The organism is Pseudomonas fluorescens (assembly GCF_902497875.1).
In the GTDB taxonomy this organism is placed as follows: domain Bacteria; phylum Pseudomonadota; class Gammaproteobacteria; order Pseudomonadales; family Pseudomonadaceae; genus Aquipseudomonas; species Aquipseudomonas fluorescens_BR.
Genome location: NZ_CABVHY010000039.1, coordinates 10,995 through 35,864, shown reverse-complemented (window position 1 = coordinate 35,864; position 24,870 = coordinate 10,995). Strand labels below are relative to the sequence as shown.

Below are 24,870 nucleotides of genomic sequence, written 5' to 3'. Positions count from 1 at the left end.
AATACGACTAATCAGTCAGTTTTTGGTGCTTTGGTCCAGAGTTTCCACTTTCACGCGCAAGGTCATGTCGTCCCGACCCTGTGTCCCATAGCTGCGGGCTAGACCCTTTTGCTCGGCCTGAGTCTGGCGATTGACCCCGGCCAGGGTGATCCACTCGCCAAGCCGGCCACTGACGGTGCTGTCAGTGCTTTGCACGTTCACTACATCGGGACGTTCCTGGCTCATTCGGTCACGATTGGTGCTGATACTCAGATGAACGATATCGCCTGTGACGCTGGCGGTGACGTAGAACCCCTGGGTAACGTTACGGTACTGGGTCTGGTTTTGCAGGCGGCCGTAGGGGTCGACCTGGGTGCTGGTCAGCGGCACGCTCTGGCCGACCTGGATCAATGCCGGTGCGCCTTCGCTGGCCTGAATCTGCTGAATGCCGCCGTCACGGCTGGCTGTGCTGCGGCTGATGATGCGAGCGCCATTGACCGAGTAACCCTGTTGGTCCTGGGTGTTGTTTTCATTGGTGTCGACGGTGATCAGCAGGCGCTTGGGGGCAGTGTCCAATTTCTCGAGAAAGGCCCGCAGTTCGGTGATTTTCTCCGGTTCGGCGTTGACGATCAGTTGATTGCCGTAGGCGCTGACCTTGCCGTCCTTGCCGAGGAAGTTCTGCGCTACAGGCAGGAGATCGGCGCTGGTGCGGTAGTTAAGCGGCACGATCTCGGTGGCAGCGATGACCGAAAAACTGCAGGTCAGCAGCAGCGTGGTGAGCAGGGTGCGTAGGGACATGTCCGTTTATCTCCGCGTTCGAGAGGCTTGATATTGCCAGTTTGTCGGCCTGGGGTGGGGCAAGTTGAATCGTAGACAGCAAAACGCCCCGACATCCGAGGATGGCGGGGCGTTTTGTGGGGCTCTCTGTGGCGAGGGAGCTTGCTCCCGCTGGAGCGCGAAGCGGTCCTAAAATCAGTCAGCGCGGTTTATCAGATAAACCGCATTCACCGATTTCACGACTGCTTCGCAGTCGAACGGGGGCAAGCCCCCTCGCCACAGGTCTTCAGTCGAGCCCGCGCACCATGTCCACATGCGGAATCCCTGCTTCGAGGAATTCGCCGCTGACGATGGTAAAGCCCATGCGCTCGTAGAAAGCCGTCGCCTGGACCTGCGCGCTGAGACTCAGTTGCTTGAGCCCACGCTTCTCGGCTTCGCCGATCACGGCCTGCATCAGTGCAACACCGACCTTCAGCCCGCGCCAGTCCTTGAGGACCGACACCCGGCCGATATGGCCGTCGGGCAACAGGCGGGCGGTGCCAATCGGAAAGTCACCCTCGATGGCCAGGAAGTGCACGGCGCTCAGGTCGTCGGCGTCCCATTCAAGCTCTGGCGGAACGGACTGCTCGGCGACGAACACTGCTTCACGAATGCGCCGGATCTCGGCGTTATCCTTTTGCCAGTCTGCGACACGTACGTGAATCTTACTCATCGGCAAACCCCAGGCTTCCTTGCTTGACCAGTTCGCAGAGCAGGTTGCGCCCATCTTCATCCGCCAGCCATGGGCCGAGGTTGTCACTGTGCAGCGCATCCGCGGCGCAGACCATCTTCAACAGCTCGCGCAGCTTGCCCGGCAGCAGGCGGCTCTGGCCGCTGGCGAACAGCAGCAGGTCGTCATCGACTTCCGACCAGGCCAGGCGGGCGCTAGGGTTACGAATCAGCACAGCGCCTTGCTCAAGGCTGCTCAGCAGGTCTTCTTCTTCCAGTTCCGGGCCGACCACCAGTTCCGGGTAGCGTGGCTCGGTCATGAACTGGCCGAACCAGGTCAGCAGCAGGCGCTCGTCGCTCATGTGCTCGGCCAGCAGGCCTTTCAAGCGATCGAGTGCGTCGTGCTGGATCTGGTGCGGATCGCTGACAGGCTGCGCGTCGGCATCGGTGTAGCGTTCTTCGTCAGGCAGGAACTGGGCGAGGAAGTCGGTGAAGTGGGTCAGCACTTCGGCAGCGCTCGGGGCGCGGAAGCCTACCGAGTAGGTCATGCAGTCGTCGATCGCGACACCGCAGTGGGCCAGGCGCGGCGGCAGGTAGAGCATGTCGCCCGGTTCCAGCACCCATTCGGCGGTTTCTTCGAATTCGGCGAGGATGCGCAGGTCGGCATGTTGCAGCAGTGGACTCTCGGAGTCGCACATCTGGCCGATTTTCCAGTTGCGCTTGCCGTGGCCTTGCAGCAGGAACACGTCGTAGTTATCGAAGTGCGGACCGACGCTGCCACCTGGCGCGGCGAAGCTGATCATCACATCGTCGATGCGCCAGCTCGGCAGAAAGCGGAAGTGCTCCAGCAGTTCGCCGACTTCCGGCACGAACTGATCGACCGCTTGTACCAGCAGGGTCCATTCGCGTTCCGGCAGCTTGCTGAATTCGTCTTCGGCAAACGGGCCGCGACGCAATTCCCACGGGCGCTCGCCGTGCTCGATGACCAGGCGCGATTCGACTTCTTCTTCGAGTGCCAGACCGGCCAGTTCGTCGGCGTCGATCGGGCTTTCGAAGTCAGGAATCGCCTGGCGGATCAGCAGGGGTTTTTTCTGCCAGTAGTCACGCAGGAATTCCCGCGCAGTGATACCGCCCAGAAGTTGAAGAGGAATATCAGGATTCATGTGTAACCTATTGAAAAAAAGCACTTTTCAGACGGGAATAAAAACGCCCGGCGCTGCCGGGCGTCTAAATGTGTAGCGATCGATCAGATGCGTTTGGCTTGCGCCACAGCGTTACCGATGTAATTGGCCGGGGTGAGCTTTTTCAGCTCGGCCTTTGCTTCGGCGGGCATTTCCAGGCCGTCGATGAAAGTTTGCAGCGCTTCAGGGCTGATGCCCTTGCCGCGAGTCAACTCTTTGAGCTTTTCGTACGGGTTTTCGATGTTATAGCGACGCATGACCGTCTGGATCGGTTCGGCCAGGACTTCCCAGCACGCATCCAGGTCCGCAGCAATCTTCTGAGCATTGAGCTCCAGCTTGCTGATTCCCTTGAGACTTGCTTCGTAAGCGATAACGCTGTGAGCAAAGCCGACGCCGAGGTTGCGCAGAACGGTGGAGTCGGTCAGGTCTCGCTGCCAGCGGGAGATCGGCAGCTTGCTCGCCAAGTGCTGGAACAAGGCGTTGGCGATACCCAGGTTGCCTTCGGAGTTTTCGAAGTCGATCGGGTTGACCTTGTGCGGCATGGTCGAGGAGCCGATTTCGCCAGCGATGGTGCGCTGTTTGAAATAGCCCAGGGAGATGTAACCCCAGATATCGCGATCGAAGTCGATCAGGATAGTGTTGAACCGCGCCATGGCGTCGAACAGCTCGGCGATGTAGTCGTGGGGCTCGATTTGCGTGGTGTAGGGGTTGAAGCCCAGGCCCAGCTCGTCTTCGATGAAGGCGCGAGCGTTCTCTTCCCAGTCGATTTGCGGGTAAGCCGAGAGGTGTGCGTTGTAGTTGCCGACAGCACCGTTGATCTTGCCCAGCAGTGGAACGGCAGCGACCTGAGCGATTTGACGCTCCAGACGGTAAACCACGTTCGCCAGCTCTTTGCCCAGGGTAGTCGGCGAAGCCGGTTGGCCGTGGGTGCGCGACAGCATCGGCACGTCGGCGAAACGCACAGCCAGTTCACGGATGGCTTCAGCGGTCTGGCGCATCAGTGGCAGCATCACGTCATCACGGCCTTCGCGCAGCATCAGGGCGTGGGACAGGTTGTTGATGTCCTCGCTGGTGCAGGCAAAGTGGATGAATTCGCTGACCTTGGCCAGTTCCGGCAGCTTGGCCGCCTGCTCTTTGAGCAAGTACTCGATGGCTTTGACGTCGTGGTTGGTGGTGCGCTCGATCTCTTTGACGCGCTCGGCGTGCTCCAGAGCGAAGTTTTCCGCCAGGGTGTTCAGCACGGCGTTGGCTTCGGCGGAGAACGCCGGAACTTCGCTGATGGCCGGGTGGGCGGCCAGGCGCTGGAGCCAGCGCACTTCAACCAGGACGCGGGCACGGATCAGACCGTATTCGCTGAAAATCGGGCGCAGGGCCTGGGTTCTGCCGGCGTAGCGGCCGTCAACAGGGGAAACCGCAGTGAGCGAAGAGAGCTGCATGGGGTGTTCTCGGACAGTCGGGCAACGAAATGGGGCGCGTATCATACATGAAAAAAACCGCGGGTCCGTTGCCAACTGACCAGCGTCTTACGCGTACAGGCTACAAATGCTGTTGCGGGCGCGATTCAGCTGCTGCGCATCAACGGGTAAAGCTCTTTGAGCAGTTTGCGGCGGCTGACCACCAGCTGCCAGCGATGGCCGCCCAGTTGCCGCCACAGCCGTGCCGAGCGGATACCGGCCAGCAGCAATGCACGGATCTTCGACGCATTGTTTGGCTGTTGCAGGTTGCGCATATCGCCGTGCACCTGGATGCGCTGGCGCAGGGTGCTCAAGGTGTCCTGGTACAGCGCGCCACAGGCCGCCACCACGTTTTCGTGGGCCGGGCCGAAGTGTTCGACCTGGGACTGGATCTGCGGCAGGCGCTTGCCGATGGTTTCCAGCAGGTCGTCGCGCTTGGCCAGTTGCCGCTCCAGTCCGAGCATCGACAGCGCATAGCGCAGCGGTTCGCGTTGCAGGGTATTGGGGTCGCGCTCGAGGGCACCGACCAGTGCGCGATAACCTTCGCGCAGATTGAGATCGTCGCCACCGTAGACTTCCAGGGTGTCTTTCGGATCGCGAATCAACAGGCTGCCGAGCATGCAGCCAAGGCCGGCTTCGGTAACCTGGCCGGTCTTGGCAATCTTGTCGACCAGCACTGCGGCGAGAAACACACCACCCAGGGCGATCAGTTGCTCCTGAGTCGGGTTCATGAACGCTGGTCCTTGCTGCTCCAGGGCTCGGCTATTTCAATGACGCCGCCACCGAGGCAGATTTCGCCGTCGTAGAACACCACTGACTGGCCCGGAGTGACTGCGCGCTGCGGATCGTCGAAGATCGCACGATAACCGTTGGCGGTCTTTTCCAGGGTGCAGGGCTGGTCGCTCTGGCGATAACGGACTTTCGCCGTGAGCCGGCGCGGTGCGCTCAGGTCGACCGGGTTGACCCAGTAGATGTCCGAGGCGAGCAGGGCGCGGGAGAACAGCCACGGGTGGTCATTGCCCTGGCCAACGATCAGCTCGTTGTGTTCCAGGTCCTTGATCAACACGTACCACGGCTCTTCACTGGCGTCTTTCAGGCCGCCGATACCCAGACCCTGGCGCTGACCGATGGTGTGGTACATCAGGCCGTGGTGACGGCCGATCACTTCACCTTCGGTGGTCTTGATCTCGCCCGGCTGGGCCGGCAGGTATTGCTTGAGGAAGTCGCTGAAGCGGCGCTCGCCGATAAAGCAGATTCCGGTGGAATCCTTTTTCTTTGCGGTGGCCAGCTGGTGTTGCTCGGCGATCGCGCGAACGGCTGGCTTTTCCAGCTCGCCGACCGGGAACAGGGTCTTGGCGATCTGCTCACCGCCGACGGCGTGCAGGAAATAGCTCTGGTCCTTGTTCGGATCCAGGCCCTTGAGCAGTTCGGTGCGGCCATCGATGTCGCGGCGGCGCACGTAGTGGCCAGTGGCAATCAGGTCGGCACCGAGCATCATGGCGTAGTCGAGGAACGCCTTGAACTTGATTTCACGGTTGCAGAGGATGTCCGGGTTCGGCGTGCGTCCGGCCTTGTATTCGGCCAGGAAGTGCTCGAACACGTTGTCCCAGTACTCGGCGGCGAAGTTGGCGGTGTGCAGCTTGATACCGATCCGGTCGCACACGGCCTGGGCGTCCGCCAGGTCATCCATGGCGGTGCAGTATTCCGTTCCATCGTCTTCTTCCCAGTTCTTCATGAACAGGCCTTCCACTTCATAACCCTGCTCGATCAGCAGAAGAGCGGAAACGGAAGAGTCCACGCCGCCGGACATGCCGACAATGACGCGCTTCTTTTGTGTGTCAGAAGGGGCTGGATCACGCATAGGGATTCAATGAGTGTCTTGAAAAAGGACGCGATTCTAGCAGGCCGGAGCCTACAAGGCTAAAGAGAAGGGCGGATCAGTTCGAGACTGTGCATCTTGCCGCTCAGATAATCGTCAATGCACTGGATGATCAGCTCGCTGCGCCAGTGCGCGCGATGCTCGAGCAACTCGTCGCGGGTCAGCCAGCGCGGGCGGATAATGCCATCATCGAGCTGGTAGTCGCGATGGTGCCGTAGCGGTTTGCCGGCGAAGCACACGCGCTGGTAGGTCACGCCATTGCTCGGGGCGGTATACAGATAGATGCCGATGACTCCGGTCAGTTCGACGTCCCAGCCGGTTTCCTCGAGGGTTTCGCGGATGGCGGCGTCGATCAGGGTTTCGTCGGGATCCAGATGCCCTGCGGGCTGATTGAGTACCGCTCGTCCGCCGGCGAGTTCCTCGACCATCAGGAAACGGCCGTTATCTTCGACGATCGTCGCGACGGTGATGTGGGGCTGCCAATCCATGGGGCTTCCTCGATGTCAGGTTTGCAGAAATTCTAATGTAGAACCCGGACCCATGTGGGAGCGAGCCTGCTCGCGATAGCGGTGAGTCAGTTGACATAAGTGTGAATGATACATGGCTATCGCGAGCAGGCTCGCTCCCACAGGGGATTTGTGGTGTTGCCGAAAACAGAAACCCCGACACGGGGCCGGGGTTTCTGGTGTTACAGCACGGTGCTATCAGGCAGCCAAGCTATCGGAAACCAGCGCAGCGATCGCTGCGTTGAAGGTTTCGCTTGGGCGCATGGCCTTGCTGAGCAGTGCTGGCGTGGTGTGGTAGTAACCACCGATTTCCACGGGCTTGCCCTGAACGGCATTGAGCTCGGCGACGATGGTCGCTTCGTTCTCGGTCAGGGTTTTCGCCAGCTGGGCGAACTGCGCCTGCAGGGTGGCATCTTCAGTCTGGGCGGCCAGGGCCTGGGCCCAGTACAGAGCCAGGTAGAAGTGGCTGCCGCGGTTGTCGATGCTGCCGACCTTGCGCGCAGGCGACTTGTTGTTGTCCAGGAACTGGCCAGTGGCCTGATCGAGGGTCTTGGCCAGTACCTGGGCCTTGGAGTTGGCATAGGTACTGCCAAGGTGCTCGAGGGACGCTGCCAGGGCGAGGAACTCTCCCAGCGAGTCCCAGCGCAGGAAGTTCTCTTCGAGCAGTTGCTGGACGTGTTTCGGTGCCGAGCCGCCGGCGCCGGTTTCGAACAGGCCGCCGCCGTTCATCAGCGGAACGATCGACAGCATCTTGGCGCTGGTGCCCAGTTCCATGATCGGGAACAGGTCGGTCAGGTAGTCACGCAATACGTTACCGGTGACCGAAATGGTGTCCTTGCCTTCGCGGATGCGCGTCAGCGTGAAGGCCATGGCGTCGACGGGCGACATGATGCGAATGTCCAGGCCCGAAGTGTCGTGATCCTTCAGGTAGGCCTGAACTTTCTCGATCACTACGCCGTCATGGGCGCGCATCGGGTCCAGCCAGAAGATGGCCGGGGTGTCGCTGGCGCGAGCGCGGTTGACGGCCAGTTTGACCCAATCCTGGATCGGCGCGTCCTTGGTCTGGCACATGCGGAAGATGTCGCCGGCTTCAACGGTCTGGTCCAGCAGCAGGCGGCCAGCGCTATCACTGATCCGCACGACGCCATCAGTCTTGATCTGGAAGGTCTTGTCGTGGGAGCCGTACTCTTCGGCTTTTTTCGCCATCAGGCCAACGTTTGGCACGCTGCCCATGGTGGTCGGATCGAAGGCGCCGTATTTCTTGCAGTCTTCGATAACGGCCTGGTAGATGGTCGCGTAGCAGCGATCCGGGATCACCGCCTTGGTGTCGTGCAGTTGGCCGTCGGTGCCCCACATCTTGCCGGAGTCACGGATCATTGCCGGCATCGAGGCGTCGACGATGACGTCGCTCGGCACGTGAAGGTTGGTGATACCTTTGTCGGAATTGACCATCGCCAGGGATGGACGAGCGGCGTACACCGCCTGGATGTCGGCTTCGATCTGCGCTTGTTGTTCAGCCGGCAGCGCCTTGATACGGGCGTACAGGTCGCCGATGCCGTTGTTCAGGTTGAAGCCGATCTGGCTCAGCACGTCAGCGTGCTTGCTCAGGGCGTCCTGGTAGAACTCGGCAACGATCTGGCCGAACATGATCGGGTCGGAGACCTTCATCATGGTCGCTTTGAGGTGAACCGACAGCAGCACGCCTTGCTGGCGCGCGTCTTCGATTTGCGCTGCAATAAAGCTGCGCAGGGCGTTTTTGCTCATGATTGCGCAATCGATGATCTCGCCGGCTTGAACGGCGGTTTTTTCTTTCAGGACGGTGGTTGTGCCATCCCGAGCGATCAGTTCGATTTTAACGCTGTCTTTGGCATCGATCAGGGCGGCTTTTTCGCTGCCGTAGAAGTCGCCGCTGTTCATGTGCGCTACGTGGGACTTGGAGTCTGCGCTCCAGGCGCCCATTTTATGCGGGTGCTTGCGGGCATAGTTCTTGACCGACAGCGGAGCGCGGCGGTCAGAGTTGCCTTCGCGCAGAACCGGGTTCACGGCGCTGCCTTTGATTTTGTCGTAACGCGAGCGAATGTCTTTCTCGGTCTCGCTGGTCGGCGCTTCCGGGTAGTCCGGCAGCTCGAAGCCCTTGGCCTGAAGCTCTTTGATCGCATCTTTAAGCTGCGGCACCGATGCACTGATGTTGGGCAGCTTGATGATGTTCGCTTGCGGGGTGATGGCCAGGTCGCCCAGTTCGGCGAGGTGGTCCGGCACGTCGCCAGCGCTCAGCAGCTCCGAGAAGCTGGCAAGAATACGCCCTGCAAGGGAGATGTCGCGGGTTTCCACGGCGATATCAGCGGGGGCCGTGAAGGCTTCGATGATGGGCAGCAGCGAGTAGGTCGCGAGGGCGGGGGCTTCGTCGGTGAAGGTATAGATGATCTTCGAGCGGGTGGGCATATTCGGATTAACTCTCTTCTTTGCTGGGCGTGCTCGGAAACTCGGGATGCGCGGGGTATGCGCTTTCGTTCAAAGTCATCCATGAGCCGAAAGTCGAGGTTTCTTTGCGGTGATGTTGGGTGCATCAGTCGAGCGTCAGATGGCTGGGTCGCGGTAACAACTCAGCCTTTACAGGCTTGAAAGTCTCATTTCAGACAGGTCGGCCCGCAGTGACTCGCTGGTCACCGGGCCATTATACATAGGTCTTTAGTAGTAGGACGATGGTTGAAGTGCAACGAATTCCCTCCTTTGGTCTAAAGGACCGCGATCGGAGGGCGCCGTACACTGGTCGACCTAGTGCTGAGCTTTGGCAGTTTTCCCTTTGCTTTCAGGCTTGTAGGCCGCGAAGAGTACAGGTTCGGCGCTAGATGCATGGAACATAAGGTTCCCGTCCAGATTCAACTGGGTTACGCTCCTGCGCAGCCAGATGTTCAATCCACACAACGGAGTTCAGCATGGGATACAAGAAGATTCAGGTTCCAGCCGTCGGCGACAAAATCACCGTCAATGCAGACCATTCTCTCAATGTTCCTAACAACCCGATCATCCCTTTCATCGAAGGTGATGGTATTGGCGTCGATATCAGCCCGGTCATGATCAAGGTTGTCGATGCTGCTGTTAAGAAAGCTTACGGCGGCGAGCGCAAAATCTCCTGGATGGAAGTCTACGCCGGCGAGAAGGCCACCCAGGTTTACGACCAGGACACCTGGTTGCCTCAGGAAACCCTGGACGCGGTCAAAGACTACGTCGTTTCCATCAAAGGCCCGCTGACCACTCCAGTCGGCGGCGGCATCCGTTCCCTGAACGTTGCCCTGCGTCAGCAACTCGATCTTTACGTTTGCCTGCGCCCAGTGCGCTGGTTCGAAGGCGTGCCTAGCCCGGTCAAGAAGCCAGGCGACGTCGACATGACCATCTTCCGTGAAAACTCGGAAGATATTTATGCCGGTATCGAGTGGAAAGCCGGTTCGCCGGAAGCGACCAAGGTCATCAAGTTCCTGAAAGACGAAATGGGTGTTACCAAAATCCGTTTCGACCAGAACTGCGGCATCGGCATCAAGCCGGTTTCCCTGGAAGGCACCAAGCGTCTGGCGCGCAAGGCTCTGCAGTACGTGGTCGACAATGACCGCGACTCGCTGACCATCGTGCACAAAGGCAACATCATGAAGTTCACCGAAGGTGCCTTCAAAGAGTGGGCCTACGAAGTGGCTGCCGAAGAGTTCGGCGCTACCTTGCTCGACGGCGGCCCGTGGATGCAGTTCAAGAACCCTAAAACCGGCAAGAACGTCATCGTCAAGGATGCCATCGCCGACGCCATGCTCCAGCAGATCCTGCTGCGCCCGGCCGAATACGATGTGATCGCGACCCTGAACCTCAACGGCGACTACCTCTCCGACGCCCTGGCGGCCGAAGTGGGCGGTATCGGTATCGCGCCAGGTGCCAACCTGTCCGACACCATCGCCATGTTCGAAGCCACTCACGGCACGGCTCCAAAGTATGCTGGCAAAGACCAGGTGAACCCGGGTTCGTTGATTCTGTCCGCTGAAATGATGCTGCGTCACATGGGCTGGACCGAAGCGGCCGACCTGATCATCAAGGGCACCAACGGCGCGATCTCGGCCAAGACCGTGACCTATGACTTCGAACGTCTGATGGACGGCGCTACATTGCTGTCTTCTTCCGCGTTCGGCGATGCTCTGATCTCTCACATGTGAGCTGATCCGCGCTAAAGCAAAAACCGGCCGGCTCAAATAATTGAGTCGGCCGGTTTTTTTATGGCTGGAAGTTTTAGCTTGAAACGGTCGCGTGGGATTCAGGCGTGGCAGTCTCGGCGGTCGGGACTTTGATCGAGCCGATTTTGATGGCATGCAGTCCCTTGGGGCCCTGGATGATCTCAAAACTCACGGCCTGGCCTGCTTTCAGGGTTTTATAGCCATCCATCTCAATGGCTGAGTAATGGGCAAACAAGTCTTCATCCTTGCCGTCCTCGTTGATGAATCCATACCCTTTGGCATTGTTAAACCACTTGACCTTGCCACTCGCCATGCTCATATCCCTCTGCAACAGACTCCACCACTGGAGTATCATCCACTTCATCTGCACTCCAACCCATAAATCCGGTTGACTGTGCGGACCTTTTTTACCCACTGTGGGCTCTATTGGTTGTAACACCGTTTTGCCGATAGTCAAGGTGACCGGGCGGTCAGAGTTGAAATCGTCCCTAGCCGCCCCCACCACTGTATTTGCACAACTGACGAACCTTTCTTTCCATGCATGCAATCAGCCAGATTCGACTAACATTCAATCAGGATCGCCCGGATTTACACGACGACGATTCCGCTGGCTTGGCTGTACAGGAAGCTAAGCCCGCCTTACAGGCGCCACCGATGTACAAGGTGGTTTTGTTCAATGATGACTACACACCGATGGATTTCGTCGTCGAAGTGCTCGAGGTGTTTTTCAACCTGAATCGAGAGTTGGCGACCAAGGTAATGCTGGCCGTTCATACAGAAGGACGGGCAGTATGTGGAGTGTTTACCCGCGACATCGCCGAGACGAAGGCCATGCAGGTCAACCAGTACGCCAGGGAAAGCCAGCATCCGCTACTCTGTGAAATCGAGAAGGACGGTTAATCGCCGACCACTTGGGTATGAGGTGAAGCTATGTTAAACCGCGAGCTCGAAGTCACCCTCAATCTCGCCTTCAAGGAGGCGCGCTCGAAACGTCATGAATTCATGACCGTCGAGCACCTCCTGTTGGCTCTTTTGGATAATGAGGCTGCCGCCACCGTTTTGCGTGCCTGCGGCGCAAATCTCGAAAAACTCAAGCATGACCTGCAGGAGTTCATCGACTCCACCACGCCATTGATTCCTCTGCATGACGAGGATCGTGAAACCCAGCCAACCCTGGGCTTCCAGCGGGTACTGCAGCGTGCTGTCTTTCACGTACAGAGCTCGGGTAAACGCGAGGTGACTGGTGCCAATGTGCTGGTCGCGATCTTCAGTGAGCAAGAGAGTCAGGCGGTGTTTCTGCTGAAACAGCAGAGCGTTGCGCGTATCGATGTCGTCAACTACATCGCCCATGGCATCTCGAAAGTGCCAGGGCATGGCGATCACTCTGAAGGTGAGCAAGATATTCAGGACGACGAGGGCGGTGAGTCTTCTTCTTCAGGCAATCCTCTGGATGCTTATGCCAGCAACCTCAACGAACTCGCACGCCAGGGTCGTATAGACCCGCTGGTCGGGCGTGAGCTGGAAGTCGAGCGGGTCGCGCAGATCCTGGCGCGCCGACGCAAAAACAATCCGCTGCTGGTGGGTGAGGCGGGCGTGGGTAAAACCGCGATCGCCGAAGGTCTGGCTAAGCGCATCGTCGACAATCAGGTACCTGACCTGTTGGCCAATAGCGTGGTCTACTCCCTCGATCTGGGGGCGTTGCTGGCCGGCACCAAATACCGCGGCGACTTCGAGAAGCGCTTCAAAGCGTTGCTCAACGAGCTGAAAAAACGGCCGCAGGCGATCCTGTTCATCGATGAAATCCACACCATCATCGGTGCCGGTGCGGCTTCCGGTGGCGTCATGGATGCCTCGAACCTGCTCAAGCCGCTGCTGTCTTCGGGTGATATCCGGTGTATCGGCTCGACCACCTTCCAGGAATTCCGTGGAATCTTCGAGAAGGATCGGGCCCTGGCTCGACGCTTCCAGAAGGTCGATGTGTCCGAACCTTCGGTAGAAGACACCATCGGCATCCTCAGGGGCCTCAAGGGGCGCTTCGAGCTGCATCACGGCATCGAGTACAGTGATGAGGCGTTGCGTGCCGCAGCTGAGCTGGCATCACGCTACATCAATGATCGGCACATGCCGGACAAGGCCATCGACGTCATCGACGAGGCGGGGGCCTACCAGCGCCTGCAGCCGATCGAGAAACGTGTGAAACGCATCGAGGTGGCTCAGGTCGAGGACATCGTCGCGAAAATCGCACGGATTCCGCCAAAACACGTCACCACCTCCGACAAAGAGCTGCTGCGTAACCTTGAGCGTGACCTGAAGCTGACCGTGTTTGGCCAGGATGCGGCGATCGACTCGTTGTCGACGGCCATCAAGCTCTCACGTGCCGGCCTCAAGTCGCCTGACAAGCCTGTGGGTTCGTTCCTCTTTGCCGGCCCTACGGGTGTCGGTAAGACCGAGGCGGCGCGGCAATTGGCCAAGGCGCTGGGGATCGAACTGGTTCGCTTCGACATGTCCGAGTACATGGAGCGGCATACCGTTTCCCGCTTGATTGGTGCGCCTCCAGGCTACGTGGGCTTCGATCAGGGCGGTTTGCTGACCGAGGCGATCACCAAGCAGCCTCACTGCGTGCTGTTGCTCGATGAGATCGAGAAGGCGCATCCGGAAGTCTTCAACCTGCTGTTGCAGGTCATGGACCACGGTACGCTGACCGATAACAACGGGCGCAAGGCGGACTTCCGTAACGTGATCGTCATCATGACGACCAACGCCGGTGCCGAAACCGCAGCGCGGGCCTCGATCGGCTTCACGTATCAGGATCACTCGTCCGATGCCATGGAAGCGATCAAGAAGAGCTTCACGCCGGAATTCCGTAACCGTCTGGACACCATTATCCAGTTTGGTCGCCTCAGTCATGAGGTCATCAAAAGCGTGGTGGACAAGTTCCTTACCGAACTTCAGGCGCAGCTGGAAGACAAGCGTGTCCTGCTCGAAGTGACCGATGCCGCGCGCGGCTGGTTGGCAGAAGGTGGTTACGATGTGCTGATGGGGGCACGGCCAATGGCTCGTTTGATCCAGGACAAGATCAAGCGTCCGCTGGCCGAGGAGATTCTCTTTGGCGAACTGGCCGAACATGGCGGTGTGGTACACATCGACCTCAAGGACGGCGAGTTGACCTTCGAGTTCGAGACTACTGCCGAGATGGCCTGACAGTTGTTGCTGTAAAGCGAAAGGCGCCGAAAGGCGCCTTTTTGCTGTCTGGAGATACCACATTTACTGAGTAAATAGAGATCAACTGTGGGAGCGAGCTTGCTCGCGATAGCATCACCGCGGTCATCCTGGCGCACTGAGGTGCCTGCATCGCGAGCAAGCTCGCTCCCGCAGGGGATTGGGGTGTTGCCAACAAATCGCACAAACAAAAACGCCCGGCAGAAGCCGGGCGTTTTGTATTGACTTGTTTATCGAGCGCGGTAAGTGATGCGCCCTTTGCTCAAGTCATAGGGCGTCAGCTCGACGCGCACTTTGTCACCGGTAAGAATACGAATGTAGTTCTTGCGCATCTTGCCGGAGATATGCGCGGTTACGACGTGCCCATTTTCCAACTCCACACGAAACATGGTGTTGGGCAGGGTGTCGACGACAGTGCCTTCCATTTCGAAGCTGTCTTCTTTCGACATGCAGTAAAGCCCTCGGTATCCAATGAATGGCCCGGTGCAACTGCGCCAGGCAAAAGCGGCGTGCATTGTGCCCGAAAAATGAGGTTTAAGCCAAGGGCTTCTAGCTCAAGGTGACCCATCGTTGGTTAATCAACAGTTCAATGGGCCGATATTGGGTCTTGTAGCTCATCTTTTTGCAGTTTTTGATCCAGTAGCCGAGGTAAACCGCGTCCAGATTCCGCCGACGGGCCTCGCCAATCTGCCAGAGAATCGCAAACCGACCCAGGCTGCGCCGCTCTTCATCCGGTTCGTAAAAGGTGTAGACCGCCGACAGGCCATTGGGCAGCAGATCGGTGACAGCGACTGCCAGCAGGCGTTCTTCGAGACGAAACTCATAGAATCTGGAAAACGGCAGGTCGCGGACCAGGAATGTCGAAAACTGATCGCGACTCGGTGGATACATATCGCCATCAGCGTGGCGCTGCTCAATGTAGCGTTTGTATAGATCGAAATACTCTTCACTGAAGCCGGGTCTCGCCGGATGCACCTGCAGATCGGCATTGCGCTTGAGAATGCGTTTCTGCTGGCGATTGGGCGAAAAATGCGCCACAGGAATGCGCGCCGGAACACAGGCATTGCAATTCTGGCAATGCGGCCGGTAAAGGTGGTCGCCGCTGCGGCGAAAGCCCATTTCCGACAGATCCGCGTAGACGTGCACATCCATGGGCTGACTAGGGTCGAGGAACAGCGTGGTGGCCTGTTCTTCGGGCAGATAGCTGCAAGAGTGGGGCTGAGTGGCATAGAACTTCAGGCGCGCCAACTCGGTCATGATCAACCCTCGGGATAATGCTTTGGATTAAGTGTAAGCCAGGCTTTCAAAAGTCGCCTAGGAAACCCAGTTGGCGGTAGTCGGTTGGTCGAGATGCTGGCGCAGATAACCGGCAAAATTGCTGCGCGGTATGGCCCGGGCACCGAGGCTGTGCAGATGATCGGTAGGCATCTGGCAATCGATCAGCACGAAGCCCCATTGCTTGAGCTGCTTGACCAGGGTCGCGAAACCGAATTTCGAGGCGTTGTCGGCGCGACTGAACATCGACTCGCCGAAAAACAGTTGGCCCATCGCCAGGCCGTAGAGGCCGCCGACCAGCTCACCTTGATCCCAGACCTCGACCGAATGCGCATGCCCGCGCTTATGCAATTGCAGGTAGGCGTTCTGCATGGCCTCGGTGATCCAGGTACCGTCGGCATACTCGCGCGGAGCGGCGCAGGCGCGAATCACCGCGGCGAAATCGTGGTCGAAGGTCACCTGATACCGTTGCTGGCGCAGCAGCTTGTTCAGGCTGCGCGAGACATGCAGCTCGTCTGGAAATAGCACGGTGCGTGGATCGGGCGACCACCAGAGAATCGGCTGGCCTTCCGAGAACCACGGAAAGCAGCCGTGGCGATAGGCCTGGACCAGGCGATCGGCGGACAGATCGCCACCGGCCGCGAGCAGGCCATTGGGGTCGCGCATGGCTTTTTCCAGCGGGGGAAAGGTCAGGGTGTTGCGTTGTAACCAGGTCAGCATGGCATTCAGGCTTGCAGAAGGGGAGGGCGATGACGGGCTGAAGGGCCCGCCTTGAAGTGAGCCGTCAAACGGTCGGAATGTCGTCGAGGTATTTCTCGGCGTCCAGCGCTGCCATGCAGCCAGCCCCGGCGGAAGTCACCGCCTGGCGGTAAACGTGATCGGCGACGTCGCCGGCGGCAAACACGCCGTCGATTTCGGTGGCGGTGGCATCGCCTTCGCTGCCGCCCTTGACTAGCAGATAGCCATTGCGCATTTCCAGCTGGCCTTCGAACAGGTCGGTATTGGGCTTGTGGCCGATGGCGATGAATACGCCAGCCAGCGGCAACTCACGGGTTGCGCCGGTATGACTGTCCCGCAGTCGGGCGCCGGTCACGCCGCTGGCATCACCCAGCACTTCGTCCAGATTTTGATTCCAGTGCAGGCGGATATTGCCCGTCGCGGCTTTTTCGAACAGCTTGTCCTGAAGGATCTTCTCGGAACGCAGTTTGTCGCGCCGGTGAATCAGGTGGACTTCCTTGGCGATGTTCGACAGGTACAACGCTTCTTCGACCGCCGTGTTGCCGCCGCCGACCACCGCGACCACCTGATTGCGGTAGAAGAAGCCGTCGCAAGTAGCGCAGGCGGAAACCCCTCTGCCGGCAAATGACTCTTCCGATGGCAGCCCGAGGTATTGCGCCGAGGCGCCGGTGGCGATAATCAGGGCGTCGCAGGTGTAGGTGCCGTTATCCCCGGTGAGCTCGAACGGGCGCTGTTGCAACTTGGCGGTGTGGATGTGGTCGTAAACAATCTCTGTGTCAAAGCGTTCGGCGTGTTTCTGCATGCGTTCCATCAGCACCGGGCCGGTCAGACCTTCAACGTCGCCGGGCCAGTTGTCGACTTCGACGGTGGTGGTCAGTTGGCCACCAGCCTGCAAGCCAGTAATGACAGTGGGCTTAAGGTTGGCGCGGGCGGCATAAACGGCAGCGCTGTAACCGGCAGGACCGGAACCGAGGATAATCAGGCGTGAATGCTTCGCTTCGCTCATAAAAACACCTCATAAGCCTTTGTCACAAAAGAGAATGCATGCTCAAATTGAACCGCGCGTAAAGTGCTGCTGGCTATGCTACACCGAAGCCGCTGGCGTGGCATCGGACGGACAAACCCGTACAATGCCGGTTTGTATCCATATGTTGGATAATTGTTGGCGTTAAAAGATCGGCGGCCCGAACCTGCGGCAGCTCCTACGGGGGTTTTGGAATGCAGGACCATAGTGTTTAAAGTAGCTCCAGTTGCGCTGGTTAACTTTGTTACCTGCTTGGATCGAGCAGTTTTTTGTGGTCAATCAACAGTTGGACGCGCTACAGGCGCAGGAAAAGACGCGTTTTGAAGAAATCCACCGCTACACCCAAGACAGTAGTACCGCTCTGGCGTCAGCATCTGCACTACCGGTTGAAGGAAGGTGCACTGATTGCCATCGGAGCCTTATGCCTGTTCCTGATGATGGCATTGTTGACATACGGCAAGGACGATCCAGGCTGGAGTCATAACAGCAAGATTGAAGACGTGCAGAACTTCGGCGGGCCCGCGGGCTCCTACTGCGCCGATATCCTGTTCATGGTGCTGGGTTATTTCGCTTATATCTTTCCGCTGCTGTTAGCGATCAAGACCTTTCAGATTTTCCGTCATCGCCACGAAACCTGGGACTGGAGCGGCTGGCTGTTCTCCTGGCGCCTGATCGGCCTGGTGTTTCTGGTGCTGTCGGGCGCGGCCCTGGCGCATATCCACTTTCATGCAGCGACCGGCTTGCCGGCGGGCGCGGGTGGCGCGCTGGGTGAAAGCCTCGGCGACCTGGCGAAGAACGCGCTCAATATCCAGGGCAGTACCCTGATGTTCATTGCGCTGTTCCTGTTCGGCCTGACGGTGTTCACCGACCTCTCGTGGTTCAAGGTCATGGACGTCACCGGCAAGATCACCCTTGACCTGTTCGAACTGTTCCAGGGCGCGGCCAATCGCTGGTGGGCGGCGCGCAACGAGCGCAAGCAACTGGTGGCGCAATTGCGTGAAGTCGACAGCCGGGTCAACGAAGTGGTGGCCCCGACCGTGACCGACAAACGTGAACAGGCCAAGGTCAAGGAACGTTTGATCGAACGTGAGCAGGCCTTGAGCAAGCACATGTCCGAGCGCGAGAAACAGGTTCCGCCGGTGATTGCACCAGCGCCGCCTAAAGCGCCGCCGCTCAGCAAACGCGTGGAAAAAGAAAAGCAGGCGCCGCTGTTCGTCGACAGTGCGGTCGAAGGCACCTTGCCGCCGATTTCGATTCTCGACCCGGCGGAAAAGAAACAACTCAACTACTCCCCCGAGTCCCTGGCTGCGGTTGGCCACTTGCTGGAAATCAAGCTCAAGGAATTTGGCGTCGAAGTCTCGGTCGACTCGATTCATCCGGGCCCGGTGATTACCCGTTACGAGATTCAGCCGGCCGCCGGGGTCAAGGTCAGCCGTATTTCCAACCTGGCCAAGGATCTGGCGCGTTCGCTGGCGGTGACCAGCGTGCGGGTGGTGGAAGTGATTCCGGGCAAGACTACCGTGGGTATCGAGATTCCCAACGAAGACCGGCAGATCGTACGGTTCTCCGAAGTGCTGTCGACACCTGAGTACGATAACTTCAAGTCGCCGGTCACCCTGGCCCTGGGCCACGATATTGGCGGTAAACCGGTCATCACCGACCTGGCAAAAATGCCTCACCTGCTCGTCGCCGGTACCACCGGTTCCGGTAAGTCGGTGGGTGTGAACGCGATGATCCTGTCGATCCTGTTCAAGTCTGGCCCGGAAGACGCCAAGATGATCATGATCGACCCGAAAATGCTTGAACTGTCGATCTACGAAGGCATTCCGCATTTGCTCTGCCCGGTCGTGACTGACATGAAGGACGCGGCCAACGCCCTGCGCTGGAGCGTCGCCGAGATGGAACGGCGCTACAAACTGATGGCGAAGATGGGCGTGCGTAACCTGGCGGGCTTCAATGCCAAGATCAAGGAAGCTCAGGACGCCGGCACGCCGTTGACCGATCCTTTGTACAAGCGCGAAAGCATTCACGACGAGGCGCCGTTGCTGGTCAAGCTGCCGACCATCGTCGTGGTCGTGGACGAATTCGCCGACATGATGATGATCGTCGGCAAAAAGGTTGAAGAACTGATCGCCCGTATCGCCCAGAAGGCCCGTGCTGCCGGTATCCACTTGATCCTCGCGACCCAGCGTCCGTCGGTTGATGTGATTACCGGTCTGATCAAGGCGAACATTCCGACGCGTATGGCGTTCCAGGTATCGAGCAAGATCGATTCGCGGACCATCATCGATCAGGGCGGCGCCGAACAACTGCTCGGCCACGGTGACATGCTCTACATGCCGCCGGGCACCAGCCTGCCGATCCGGGTCCACGGCGCGTTCGTGTCCGACGAAGAGGTGCACCGGGTGGTTGAAGCCTGGAAGCTGCGCGGCGCACCGGAATACAACGACCAGATCCTCGCGGGTGTCGAAGAGGCCGGTAGTGGCTTTGAAGGTGGCAGCGGCGGCGATGAAGACAGCGAATCCGATGCACTCTACGACGAAGCGGTGCAGTTCGTTCTGGAAAGCCGTCGTGCGTCCATCTCCGCGGTTCAGCGCAAGCTGAAAATCGGCTACAACCGCGCCGCGCGCATGATCGAGGCCATGGAAATGGCCGGGGTCGTGACTTCCATGAATACCAACGGTTCGCGTGAAGTCCTGGCTCCAGGCCCGGTGCGCGACTGATTTGAATTGAAAGGGTGGCGCGATGATGCGCCGCCACTCTCCCACGAAATTTATGAGGACTCCCATGCGCCTTATCCGCATGCTGTTGTTGCCGGTACTGGCTTTAACCACTCTTTCGGCCCATGCCGACAGCAAAGATGTGGCGCGTTTGACCCAGCTGCTCGAAAAGTCGCAGACCCTGACGGCCCGTTTCTCGCAGCTGACCCTCGATGGCGGTGGTACTCAGTTGCAGGAAACCGCCGGTGAAATGTCCCTGCAGCGTCCTGGACTGTTCTACTGGCACACCGACGCACCGCAAGAGCAGCTGATGGTTTCCGATGGCAAGAAGGTTTCCCTGTGGGATCCGGACCTGGAGCAGGTCACCATCAAGAAGCTCGATCAGCGCTTGACCCAGACCCCGGCCTTGCTGCTGTCCGGCGACGTGTCGAAAATCAGCGAAAGCTTTGACATCAGCGCCAAGGAAGCCGGCGGCGTGATCGACTTCACCTTGAAGCCGAAAACCAAGGACACCCTGTTCGACAGCCTGCGTCTGTCGTTCCGCAACGGTCTGGTCAATGACATGCAACTGATTGACAGCGTCGGCCAGCGCACCAATATCCTGTTCACCGGGGTGAAGGCCAACGAACCGATTCCGGCGTCCAGGTTCAAGTTCGACATCCCCAAGGGTGCCGATGTGATCCAGGAATAAACCGCAGGACCTGTAGGAGCAAGCTCGCTCCCACAGTGATTGATCGGCATCAGGACCCAGTGGAGGTTTCATAAGTAGTCATGGATCTGTTTCGAAGTGCCCCGATTGCCCAGCCCTTGGCAGCGCGCCTGCGCGCGGCCAACCTGGATGAGTATGTCGGTCAGGAACACCTGCTCGCTCGCGGCAAGCCCCTGCGTGAAGCCCTGGAGCAGGGTGCCCTGCACTCGATGATTTTCTGGGGGCCGCCGGGGGTGGGTAAAACCACCCTGGCGCGGCTGCTGGCAGAAGTCTCGGATGCGCATTTCGAAACGGTTTCGGCGGTATTGGCCGGGGTCAAGGAGATTCGCCAGGCGGTGGAAATCGCCCAGCAGCAGGCCGGGCAATACGGCCGTCGGACTATCCTGTTCGTTGACGAAGTGCATCGCTTCAACAAGTCGCAACAGGACGCCTTTCTGCCCTATGTCGAAGACGGCACGCTGATTTTTATCGGCGCGACCACGGAAAACCCCTCGTTCGAACTGAACAACGCACTGCTGTCCCGGGCTCGGGTTTACGTGCTCAAAAGCCTCGACGAAGCGGCGCTGCGTAAACTGGTGCAGCGTGCACTCACTGAGGAACGCGGCCTGGGCAAGCGCCAGCTGACTCTCAGTGACGAAGGCTTCAAGATACTGCTGGCCGCCGCCGACGGCGACGGCAGGCGGTTGCTCAACCTGCTGGAGAACGCCTCCGACCTGGCCGAAGACAGCACTGAAATCGGCATCGAGCTGCTGCAAAGCCTGTTGGGTGATACCCGCCGGCGCTTCGACAAGGGCGGCGAGGCCTTTTACGACCAGATCTCGGCGCTGCACAAGTCAGTGCGTGGCTCCAACCCGGACGGCGCGCTGTACTGGTTCGCGCGCATGCTCGACGGCGGCTGCGATCCGCTGTACCTGGCCCGGCGCGTGGTGCGCATGGCCAGTGAAGACATCGGCAATGCCGATCCGCGGGCGTTGAGCCTGTGTCTCGCCGCCTGGGATGTGCAGGAACGCCTGGGCAGCCCTGAAGGCGAGTTGGCGGTGGCCCAGGCCATCACCTATCTGGCCTGCGCGCCGAAAAGCAATGCGGTGTACATGGGCTTCAAGGCCGCCATGCGCAGCGCCGCCGAGCACGGTTCGCTGGAAGTTCCGCTGCATTTGCGCAATGCGCCGACCAAGCTGATGAAGCAGCTGGGGTATGGCGACGAATACCGTTATGCCCACGATGAGCCCGAGGCCTATGCCGCCGGTGAAGATTATTTCCCGGACAAGCTTGAGCCGCAGCATTTCTACCAGCCGGTACCCCGTGGCCTTGAATTGAAGATCGGCGAGAAGCTCAATCACCTCGCCGCGCTGGACCGGCTCAGCCCCAGACAGCGGAGAAAGACTTGATTGCGTTGATTGTCGCGGTCTCCGTGGGGGGAGTCGCCGGGACCTTGTTGCGCTTTGCCACCGGTAACTGGATCAATGCTAATTGGCCGCGGCACTTCTATACCGCTACGCTGACCGTTAATATCGTGGGCTGCCTGTTGATCGGCATCTTATACGGTCTGTTTTTGCTCCGCCCGGAGGTGCCGCTTGAGGTGCGTGCCGGGTTGATAGTGGGCTTCCTCGGTGGCCTGACGACTTTTTCATCCTTTTCACTGGATACGCTGCGCTTGCTGGAAACCGGGCAAGCGCCGCTGGCCCTGGGCTATGCGGCAATCAGCGTATTCGGCGGGCTGCTCGCGACCTGGGCTGGCCTGTCCTTGACCAAACTTTGATAAACGAGAGACCGACATGCTCGATTCCAAACTGTTACGTAGCAACCTTCAGGACGTAGCGGACCGCCTGGCATCCCGTGGCTTTACCCTGGATGTCGCGCGCATCGAAGCGCTGGAAGAACAGCGCAAGATCGTCCAGACCCGCACCGAACAACTGCAGGCTGAGCGTAACGCGCGCTCCAAATCCATCGGTCAGGCCAAGCAGCGCGGCGAAGACATTGCGCCGCTGATGGCGGATGTCGAGCGCATGGCCAATGAGCTCAATAGCGGTAAAGTGGAGCTGGACGCGATTCAGACCGAGCTGGACTCGATGCTGCTGAACATCCCCAACCTGCCTCACGAGTCCGTGCCGATTGGCGCCGATGAAGAAGCCAACGTTGAAGTGCGTCGCTGGGGCGCTCCGGCCACCTTCGATTTCGAGGTCAAGGATCACGTCGCCTTGGGCGAGAAGTTCGGCTGGCTGGACTTCGAGACCGCGGCCAAGCTCTCTGGCGCGCGTTTTTCCCTGCTGCGCGGGCCGATCGCGCGTCTGCACCGCGCACTGGCGCAGTTCATGATCAACCTGCACATCAACGAACACGGCTACGAAGAGGCTTACACCCCGTACCTGGTCCAGGCCCCGGCCTTGCAGGGCACCGGCCAGTTGCCGAAGTTCGAAGAAGACCTGTTCAAGATCAGCCGCGAAGGCGAGGCCGATCTGTACCTGATCCCGACCGCTGAAGTGTCGCTGACCAACATCGTGTCCGGCGAGATTCTCGACTCCAAGCTGCTGCCGATGAAGTTCGTCGCCCACACGCCGTGCTTTCGCAGCGAAGCCGGTGCCTCGGGCCGCGACACCCGCGGGATGATTCGCCAGCACCAGTTCGACAAGGTCGAGATGGTCCAGATCGTCGAGCCATCGACGTCGATGGAAGCGCTGGAAGGTCTGACCGGCAACGCCGAGAAGGTTCTGCAATTGCTCGAGCTGCCGTATCGCGTGCTGGCATTGTGCACCGGCGACATGGGCTTCAGCGCGGTCAAGACCTACGACCTGGAAGTGTGGATTCCGAGCCAGGACAAATACCGTGAGATTTCCTCGTGCTCCAACTGCGGTGACTTCCAGGCCCGTCGCATGCAGGCGCGCTTCCGTAACCCGGAAACCGGCAAACCTGAACTGGTTCACACCCTGAACGGTTCCGGTCTGGCGGTTGGCCGTACCCTGGTGGCAGTGCTGGAGAACTATCAGCAGGCCGACGGTTCGATCCGTGTGCCAGCAGTGCTCAAGCCATACATGGGTGACATTGAGGTTATCGGCTAAATGGACTATCTGCCGCTGTTCCACAACCTGCGCGGCAGCCGTGTACTGGTCGTCGGTGGCGGGGAGATTGCCTTGCGCAAATCCCGCCTGCTGGCGGATGCCGGTGCACTGCTGCGGGTGGTTGCGCCGGAAATAGAAGTCCAACTGCGCGAACTGGTGCAGAACAGTGGCGGTGAGTGTGTCTTGCGCGGTTATGCCGAGACCGATCTTGCGGGCTGCGTGCTGATCATTGCCGCCACCGATGACCAATTGCTGAATGCGCAGGTATCCAGAGATGCGCAGCAGCGTTGCGTGCCGGTCAACGTGGTCGATGCTCCAGCATTGTGCAGCGTGATTTTCCCGGCGATCGTCGACCGCTCGCCCTTGGTGATTGCGGTTTCCAGCGGCGGCGATGCGCCGGTGCTGGCGCGGCTGATCCGGGCCAAACTGGAAACCTGGATCCCGTCTACCTATGGCCAATTGGCCGGTCTGGCGGCGCGTTTTCGCACCCAGGTCAAAGGTCTGTTCCCTGATGTGCAACAGCGCCGGGCCTTCTGGGAAGATGTTTTCCAGGGGCCGATTGCCGATCGCCAACTGGCCGGGCAGGGTGCGGAAGCCGAGCGCCTGCTGCTGGAAAAAATCAATGGCACTGCGCCTGTGGCAGCCGGTGAGGTCTATCTGGTTGGCGCCGGGCCGGGCGATCCGGACCTGCTGACGTTCCGTGCCTTGCGGTTGATGCAGCAAGCGGATGTGGTGTTGTACGACCGTCTGGTTGCACCGGCGATTCTTGAGCTGTGCCGGCGTGATGCCGACCGGGTCTACGTCGGCAAGCGTCGGGCTGATCATGCCGTGCCTCAGGAGCAGATCAACCAGCAATTGGTGGATCTGGCCAGGCAGGGCAAGCGGGTGTTGCGCTTGAAAGGCGGCGATCCGTTCATTTTCGGCCGTGGTGGCGAAGAGATCGAAGAACTGGCGGCCCAAGGCATTCCATTCCAGGTGGTGCCAGGTATCACCGCGGCCAGCGGTTGTGCGGCTTATGCCGGGATTCCACTGACTCATCGTGATTATGCGCAGTCGGTGCGGTTTATCACCGGGCACCTGAAGGATGGCACCTCGGATCTGCCGTGGAGCGACCTGGTGGCCCCGGCGCAGACCCTGGTGTTCTACATGGGCTTGATCGGCTTGCCGATCATCTGCAATGAACTGATCAAACACGGTCGTTCGGCGGATACGCCCGCGGCATTGATCCAGCAGGGTACTACCTCGAACCAGCGGGTCTTTACCGGGACCTTGGGCAACCTTCCACAGCTGGTCGCCGAACATGAAGTTCATGCACCGACGTTGGTGATTGTCGGGGAAGTGGTGCAGCTTCGTGAGAAGCTGAAGTGGTTTGAAGGGGCGCAGTCGCAGGTTTGACCTTAGTCGCCTGCCTTAAAAGATCGCAGCCTGCGGCAG

22 protein-coding genes are annotated in these 24,870 nt (G+C 59.4%); 9 read left to right on the top strand and 13 right to left on the bottom strand.

Going from position 1 to position 24,870, the window contains the following annotated elements; all coding sequences use genetic code 11:
• Positions 1 to 15: 15 nt before the first annotated feature.
• The 8 genes from F8N85_RS29330 to F8N85_RS29290 form a co-directional block, all read right to left on the bottom strand.
• Positions 16 to 777, bottom strand: a complete 762-nt coding sequence (locus F8N85_RS29330; RefSeq protein ID WP_150806956.1) for a secretin N-terminal domain-containing protein — start codon at positions 775 to 777, stop codon at positions 16 to 18.
• 265 nt (positions 778 to 1,042) lie between these two features.
• The gene (locus F8N85_RS29320; protein ID WP_150806955.1) at positions 1,043 to 1,468 is read right to left on the bottom strand and encodes a GNAT family N-acetyltransferase; all 426 of its coding nucleotides are present in this window, start codon (positions 1,466 to 1,468) and stop codon (positions 1,043 to 1,045) included.
• Positions 1,461 to 2,627 carry a cupin domain-containing protein gene (locus F8N85_RS29315; protein ID WP_150806954.1) on the bottom strand — a complete coding sequence of 389 codons (1,167 nt, stop codon included), beginning with the start codon at positions 2,625 to 2,627 and terminating at the stop codon, positions 1,461 to 1,463. Before F8N85_RS29315 ends, F8N85_RS29320 begins: the two co-directional genes overlap by 8 nt.
• A gap of 83 nt (positions 2,628 to 2,710) precedes the next feature.
• Positions 2,711 to 4,081 (bottom strand): adenylosuccinate lyase, encoded by a 1,371-nt coding sequence (gene purB, locus F8N85_RS29310; protein WP_150643427.1) that lies wholly within the window; start codon positions 4,079 to 4,081, stop codon positions 2,711 to 2,713.
• Positions 4,082 to 4,206: 125 nt separating this feature from the next.
• Positions 4,207 to 4,830 carry a high frequency lysogenization protein HflD gene (gene hflD / locus F8N85_RS29305; protein ID WP_150643428.1) on the bottom strand — a complete coding sequence of 208 codons (624 nt, stop codon included), beginning with the start codon at positions 4,828 to 4,830 and terminating at the stop codon, positions 4,207 to 4,209.
• On the bottom strand, positions 4,827 to 5,960 hold the full coding sequence (mnmA, locus tag F8N85_RS29300) for a tRNA 2-thiouridine(34) synthase MnmA (protein ID WP_150806953.1): 1,134 nt from the start codon (positions 5,958 to 5,960) through the stop codon (positions 4,827 to 4,829). Before mnmA ends, hflD begins: the two co-directional genes overlap by 4 nt.
• Positions 5,961 to 6,019: 59 nt before the next feature.
• Entirely contained in the window at positions 6,020 to 6,466 is a 447-nt protein-coding gene (locus F8N85_RS29295; protein WP_150806952.1) for an NUDIX hydrolase, read from the bottom strand.
• Positions 6,467 to 6,682: 216 nt separating this feature from the next.
• Positions 6,683 to 8,926, bottom strand: coding sequence for an NADP-dependent isocitrate dehydrogenase (locus F8N85_RS29290; protein ID WP_150806951.1), 2,244 nt, complete (start codon positions 8,924 to 8,926; stop codon positions 6,683 to 6,685).
• Between the two features lie 494 nt (positions 8,927 to 9,420).
• Between F8N85_RS29290 and icd the strand changes: the two genes are divergently transcribed.
• Positions 9,421 to 10,677 carry an NADP-dependent isocitrate dehydrogenase gene (gene icd / locus F8N85_RS29285; RefSeq protein ID WP_150806950.1) on the top strand — a complete coding sequence of 419 codons (1,257 nt, stop codon included), beginning with the start codon at positions 9,421 to 9,423 and terminating at the stop codon, positions 10,675 to 10,677.
• Positions 10,678 to 10,750: 73 nt separating this feature from the next.
• Here the strand turns inward: icd and cspD are convergent, their stop codons facing one another.
• Positions 10,751 to 11,008, bottom strand: a complete 258-nt coding sequence (cspD, locus tag F8N85_RS29280; RefSeq protein ID WP_150806967.1) for a cold shock domain-containing protein CspD — start codon at positions 11,006 to 11,008, stop codon at positions 10,751 to 10,753.
• A 224-nt stretch (positions 11,009 to 11,232) separates the two neighbouring features.
• Between cspD and clpS the strand changes: the two genes are divergently transcribed.
• Both clpS and clpA read left to right on the top strand, forming a co-directional pair.
• Complete coding sequence (gene clpS, locus F8N85_RS29275; protein WP_150806949.1) at positions 11,233 to 11,595, top strand: ATP-dependent Clp protease adapter ClpS; 363 nt, start codon at positions 11,233 to 11,235, stop codon at positions 11,593 to 11,595.
• Positions 11,596 to 11,625: 30 nt separating this feature from the next.
• The gene (gene clpA / locus F8N85_RS29270) at positions 11,626 to 13,896 is read left to right on the top strand and encodes an ATP-dependent Clp protease ATP-binding subunit ClpA (protein WP_150806948.1); all 2,271 of its coding nucleotides are present in this window, start codon (positions 11,626 to 11,628) and stop codon (positions 13,894 to 13,896) included.
• 248 nt (positions 13,897 to 14,144) lie between these two features.
• On the opposite strand, the gene infA is transcribed toward clpA, so the two are convergent.
• The 4 genes from infA to trxB all read right to left on the bottom strand — a co-directional run bounded on the left by infA (position 14,145) and on the right by trxB (position 16,933).
• A complete protein-coding gene (gene infA / locus F8N85_RS29260; RefSeq protein ID WP_002553999.1) occupies positions 14,145 to 14,363 on the bottom strand; it encodes a translation initiation factor IF-1 in 219 nt (72 codons plus the stop codon).
• Between the two features lie 100 nt (positions 14,364 to 14,463).
• Complete coding sequence (locus tag F8N85_RS29255; protein WP_150806946.1) at positions 14,464 to 15,171, bottom strand: arginyltransferase; 708 nt, start codon at positions 15,169 to 15,171, stop codon at positions 14,464 to 14,466.
• 57 nt (positions 15,172 to 15,228) lie between these two features.
• The gene (gene aat / locus F8N85_RS29250; RefSeq protein WP_150806945.1) at positions 15,229 to 15,909 is read right to left on the bottom strand and encodes a leucyl/phenylalanyl-tRNA--protein transferase; all 681 of its coding nucleotides are present in this window, start codon (positions 15,907 to 15,909) and stop codon (positions 15,229 to 15,231) included.
• Positions 15,910 to 15,973: 64 nt separating this feature from the next.
• Complete coding sequence (gene trxB / locus F8N85_RS29245; protein ID WP_150806944.1) at positions 15,974 to 16,933, bottom strand: thioredoxin-disulfide reductase; 960 nt, start codon at positions 16,931 to 16,933, stop codon at positions 15,974 to 15,976.
• A 338-nt stretch (positions 16,934 to 17,271) separates the two neighbouring features.
• Between trxB and ftsK the strand changes: the two genes are divergently transcribed.
• The 6 genes from ftsK to cysG all read left to right on the top strand — a co-directional run bounded on the left by ftsK (position 17,272) and on the right by cysG (position 24,831).
• The gene (gene ftsK, locus F8N85_RS29240) at positions 17,272 to 19,674 is read left to right on the top strand and encodes a DNA translocase FtsK (protein WP_150806943.1); all 2,403 of its coding nucleotides are present in this window, start codon (positions 17,272 to 17,274) and stop codon (positions 19,672 to 19,674) included.
• A 64-nt stretch (positions 19,675 to 19,738) separates the two neighbouring features.
• The gene (lolA, locus tag F8N85_RS29235; protein WP_150806942.1) at positions 19,739 to 20,362 is read left to right on the top strand and encodes an outer membrane lipoprotein chaperone LolA; all 624 of its coding nucleotides are present in this window, start codon (positions 19,739 to 19,741) and stop codon (positions 20,360 to 20,362) included.
• Between the two features lie 80 nt (positions 20,363 to 20,442).
• Positions 20,443 to 21,768 carry a replication-associated recombination protein A gene (locus tag F8N85_RS29230; RefSeq protein ID WP_150806941.1) on the top strand — a complete coding sequence of 442 codons (1,326 nt, stop codon included), beginning with the start codon at positions 20,443 to 20,445 and terminating at the stop codon, positions 21,766 to 21,768.
• The gene (gene crcB / locus F8N85_RS29225; RefSeq protein ID WP_150806940.1) at positions 21,765 to 22,139 is read left to right on the top strand and encodes a fluoride efflux transporter CrcB; all 375 of its coding nucleotides are present in this window, start codon (positions 21,765 to 21,767) and stop codon (positions 22,137 to 22,139) included. The genes F8N85_RS29230 and crcB overlap by 4 nt, the downstream gene beginning before the upstream one ends.
• A 16-nt stretch (positions 22,140 to 22,155) precedes the next feature.
• A complete protein-coding gene (gene serS, locus F8N85_RS29220; RefSeq protein ID WP_150806939.1) occupies positions 22,156 to 23,436 on the top strand; it encodes a serine--tRNA ligase in 1,281 nt (426 codons plus the stop codon).
• Positions 23,437 to 24,831 (top strand): siroheme synthase CysG, encoded by a 1,395-nt coding sequence (cysG, locus tag F8N85_RS29215; RefSeq protein WP_150806938.1) that lies wholly within the window; start codon positions 23,437 to 23,439, stop codon positions 24,829 to 24,831.
• Positions 24,832 to 24,870 lie beyond the last annotated feature (39 nt).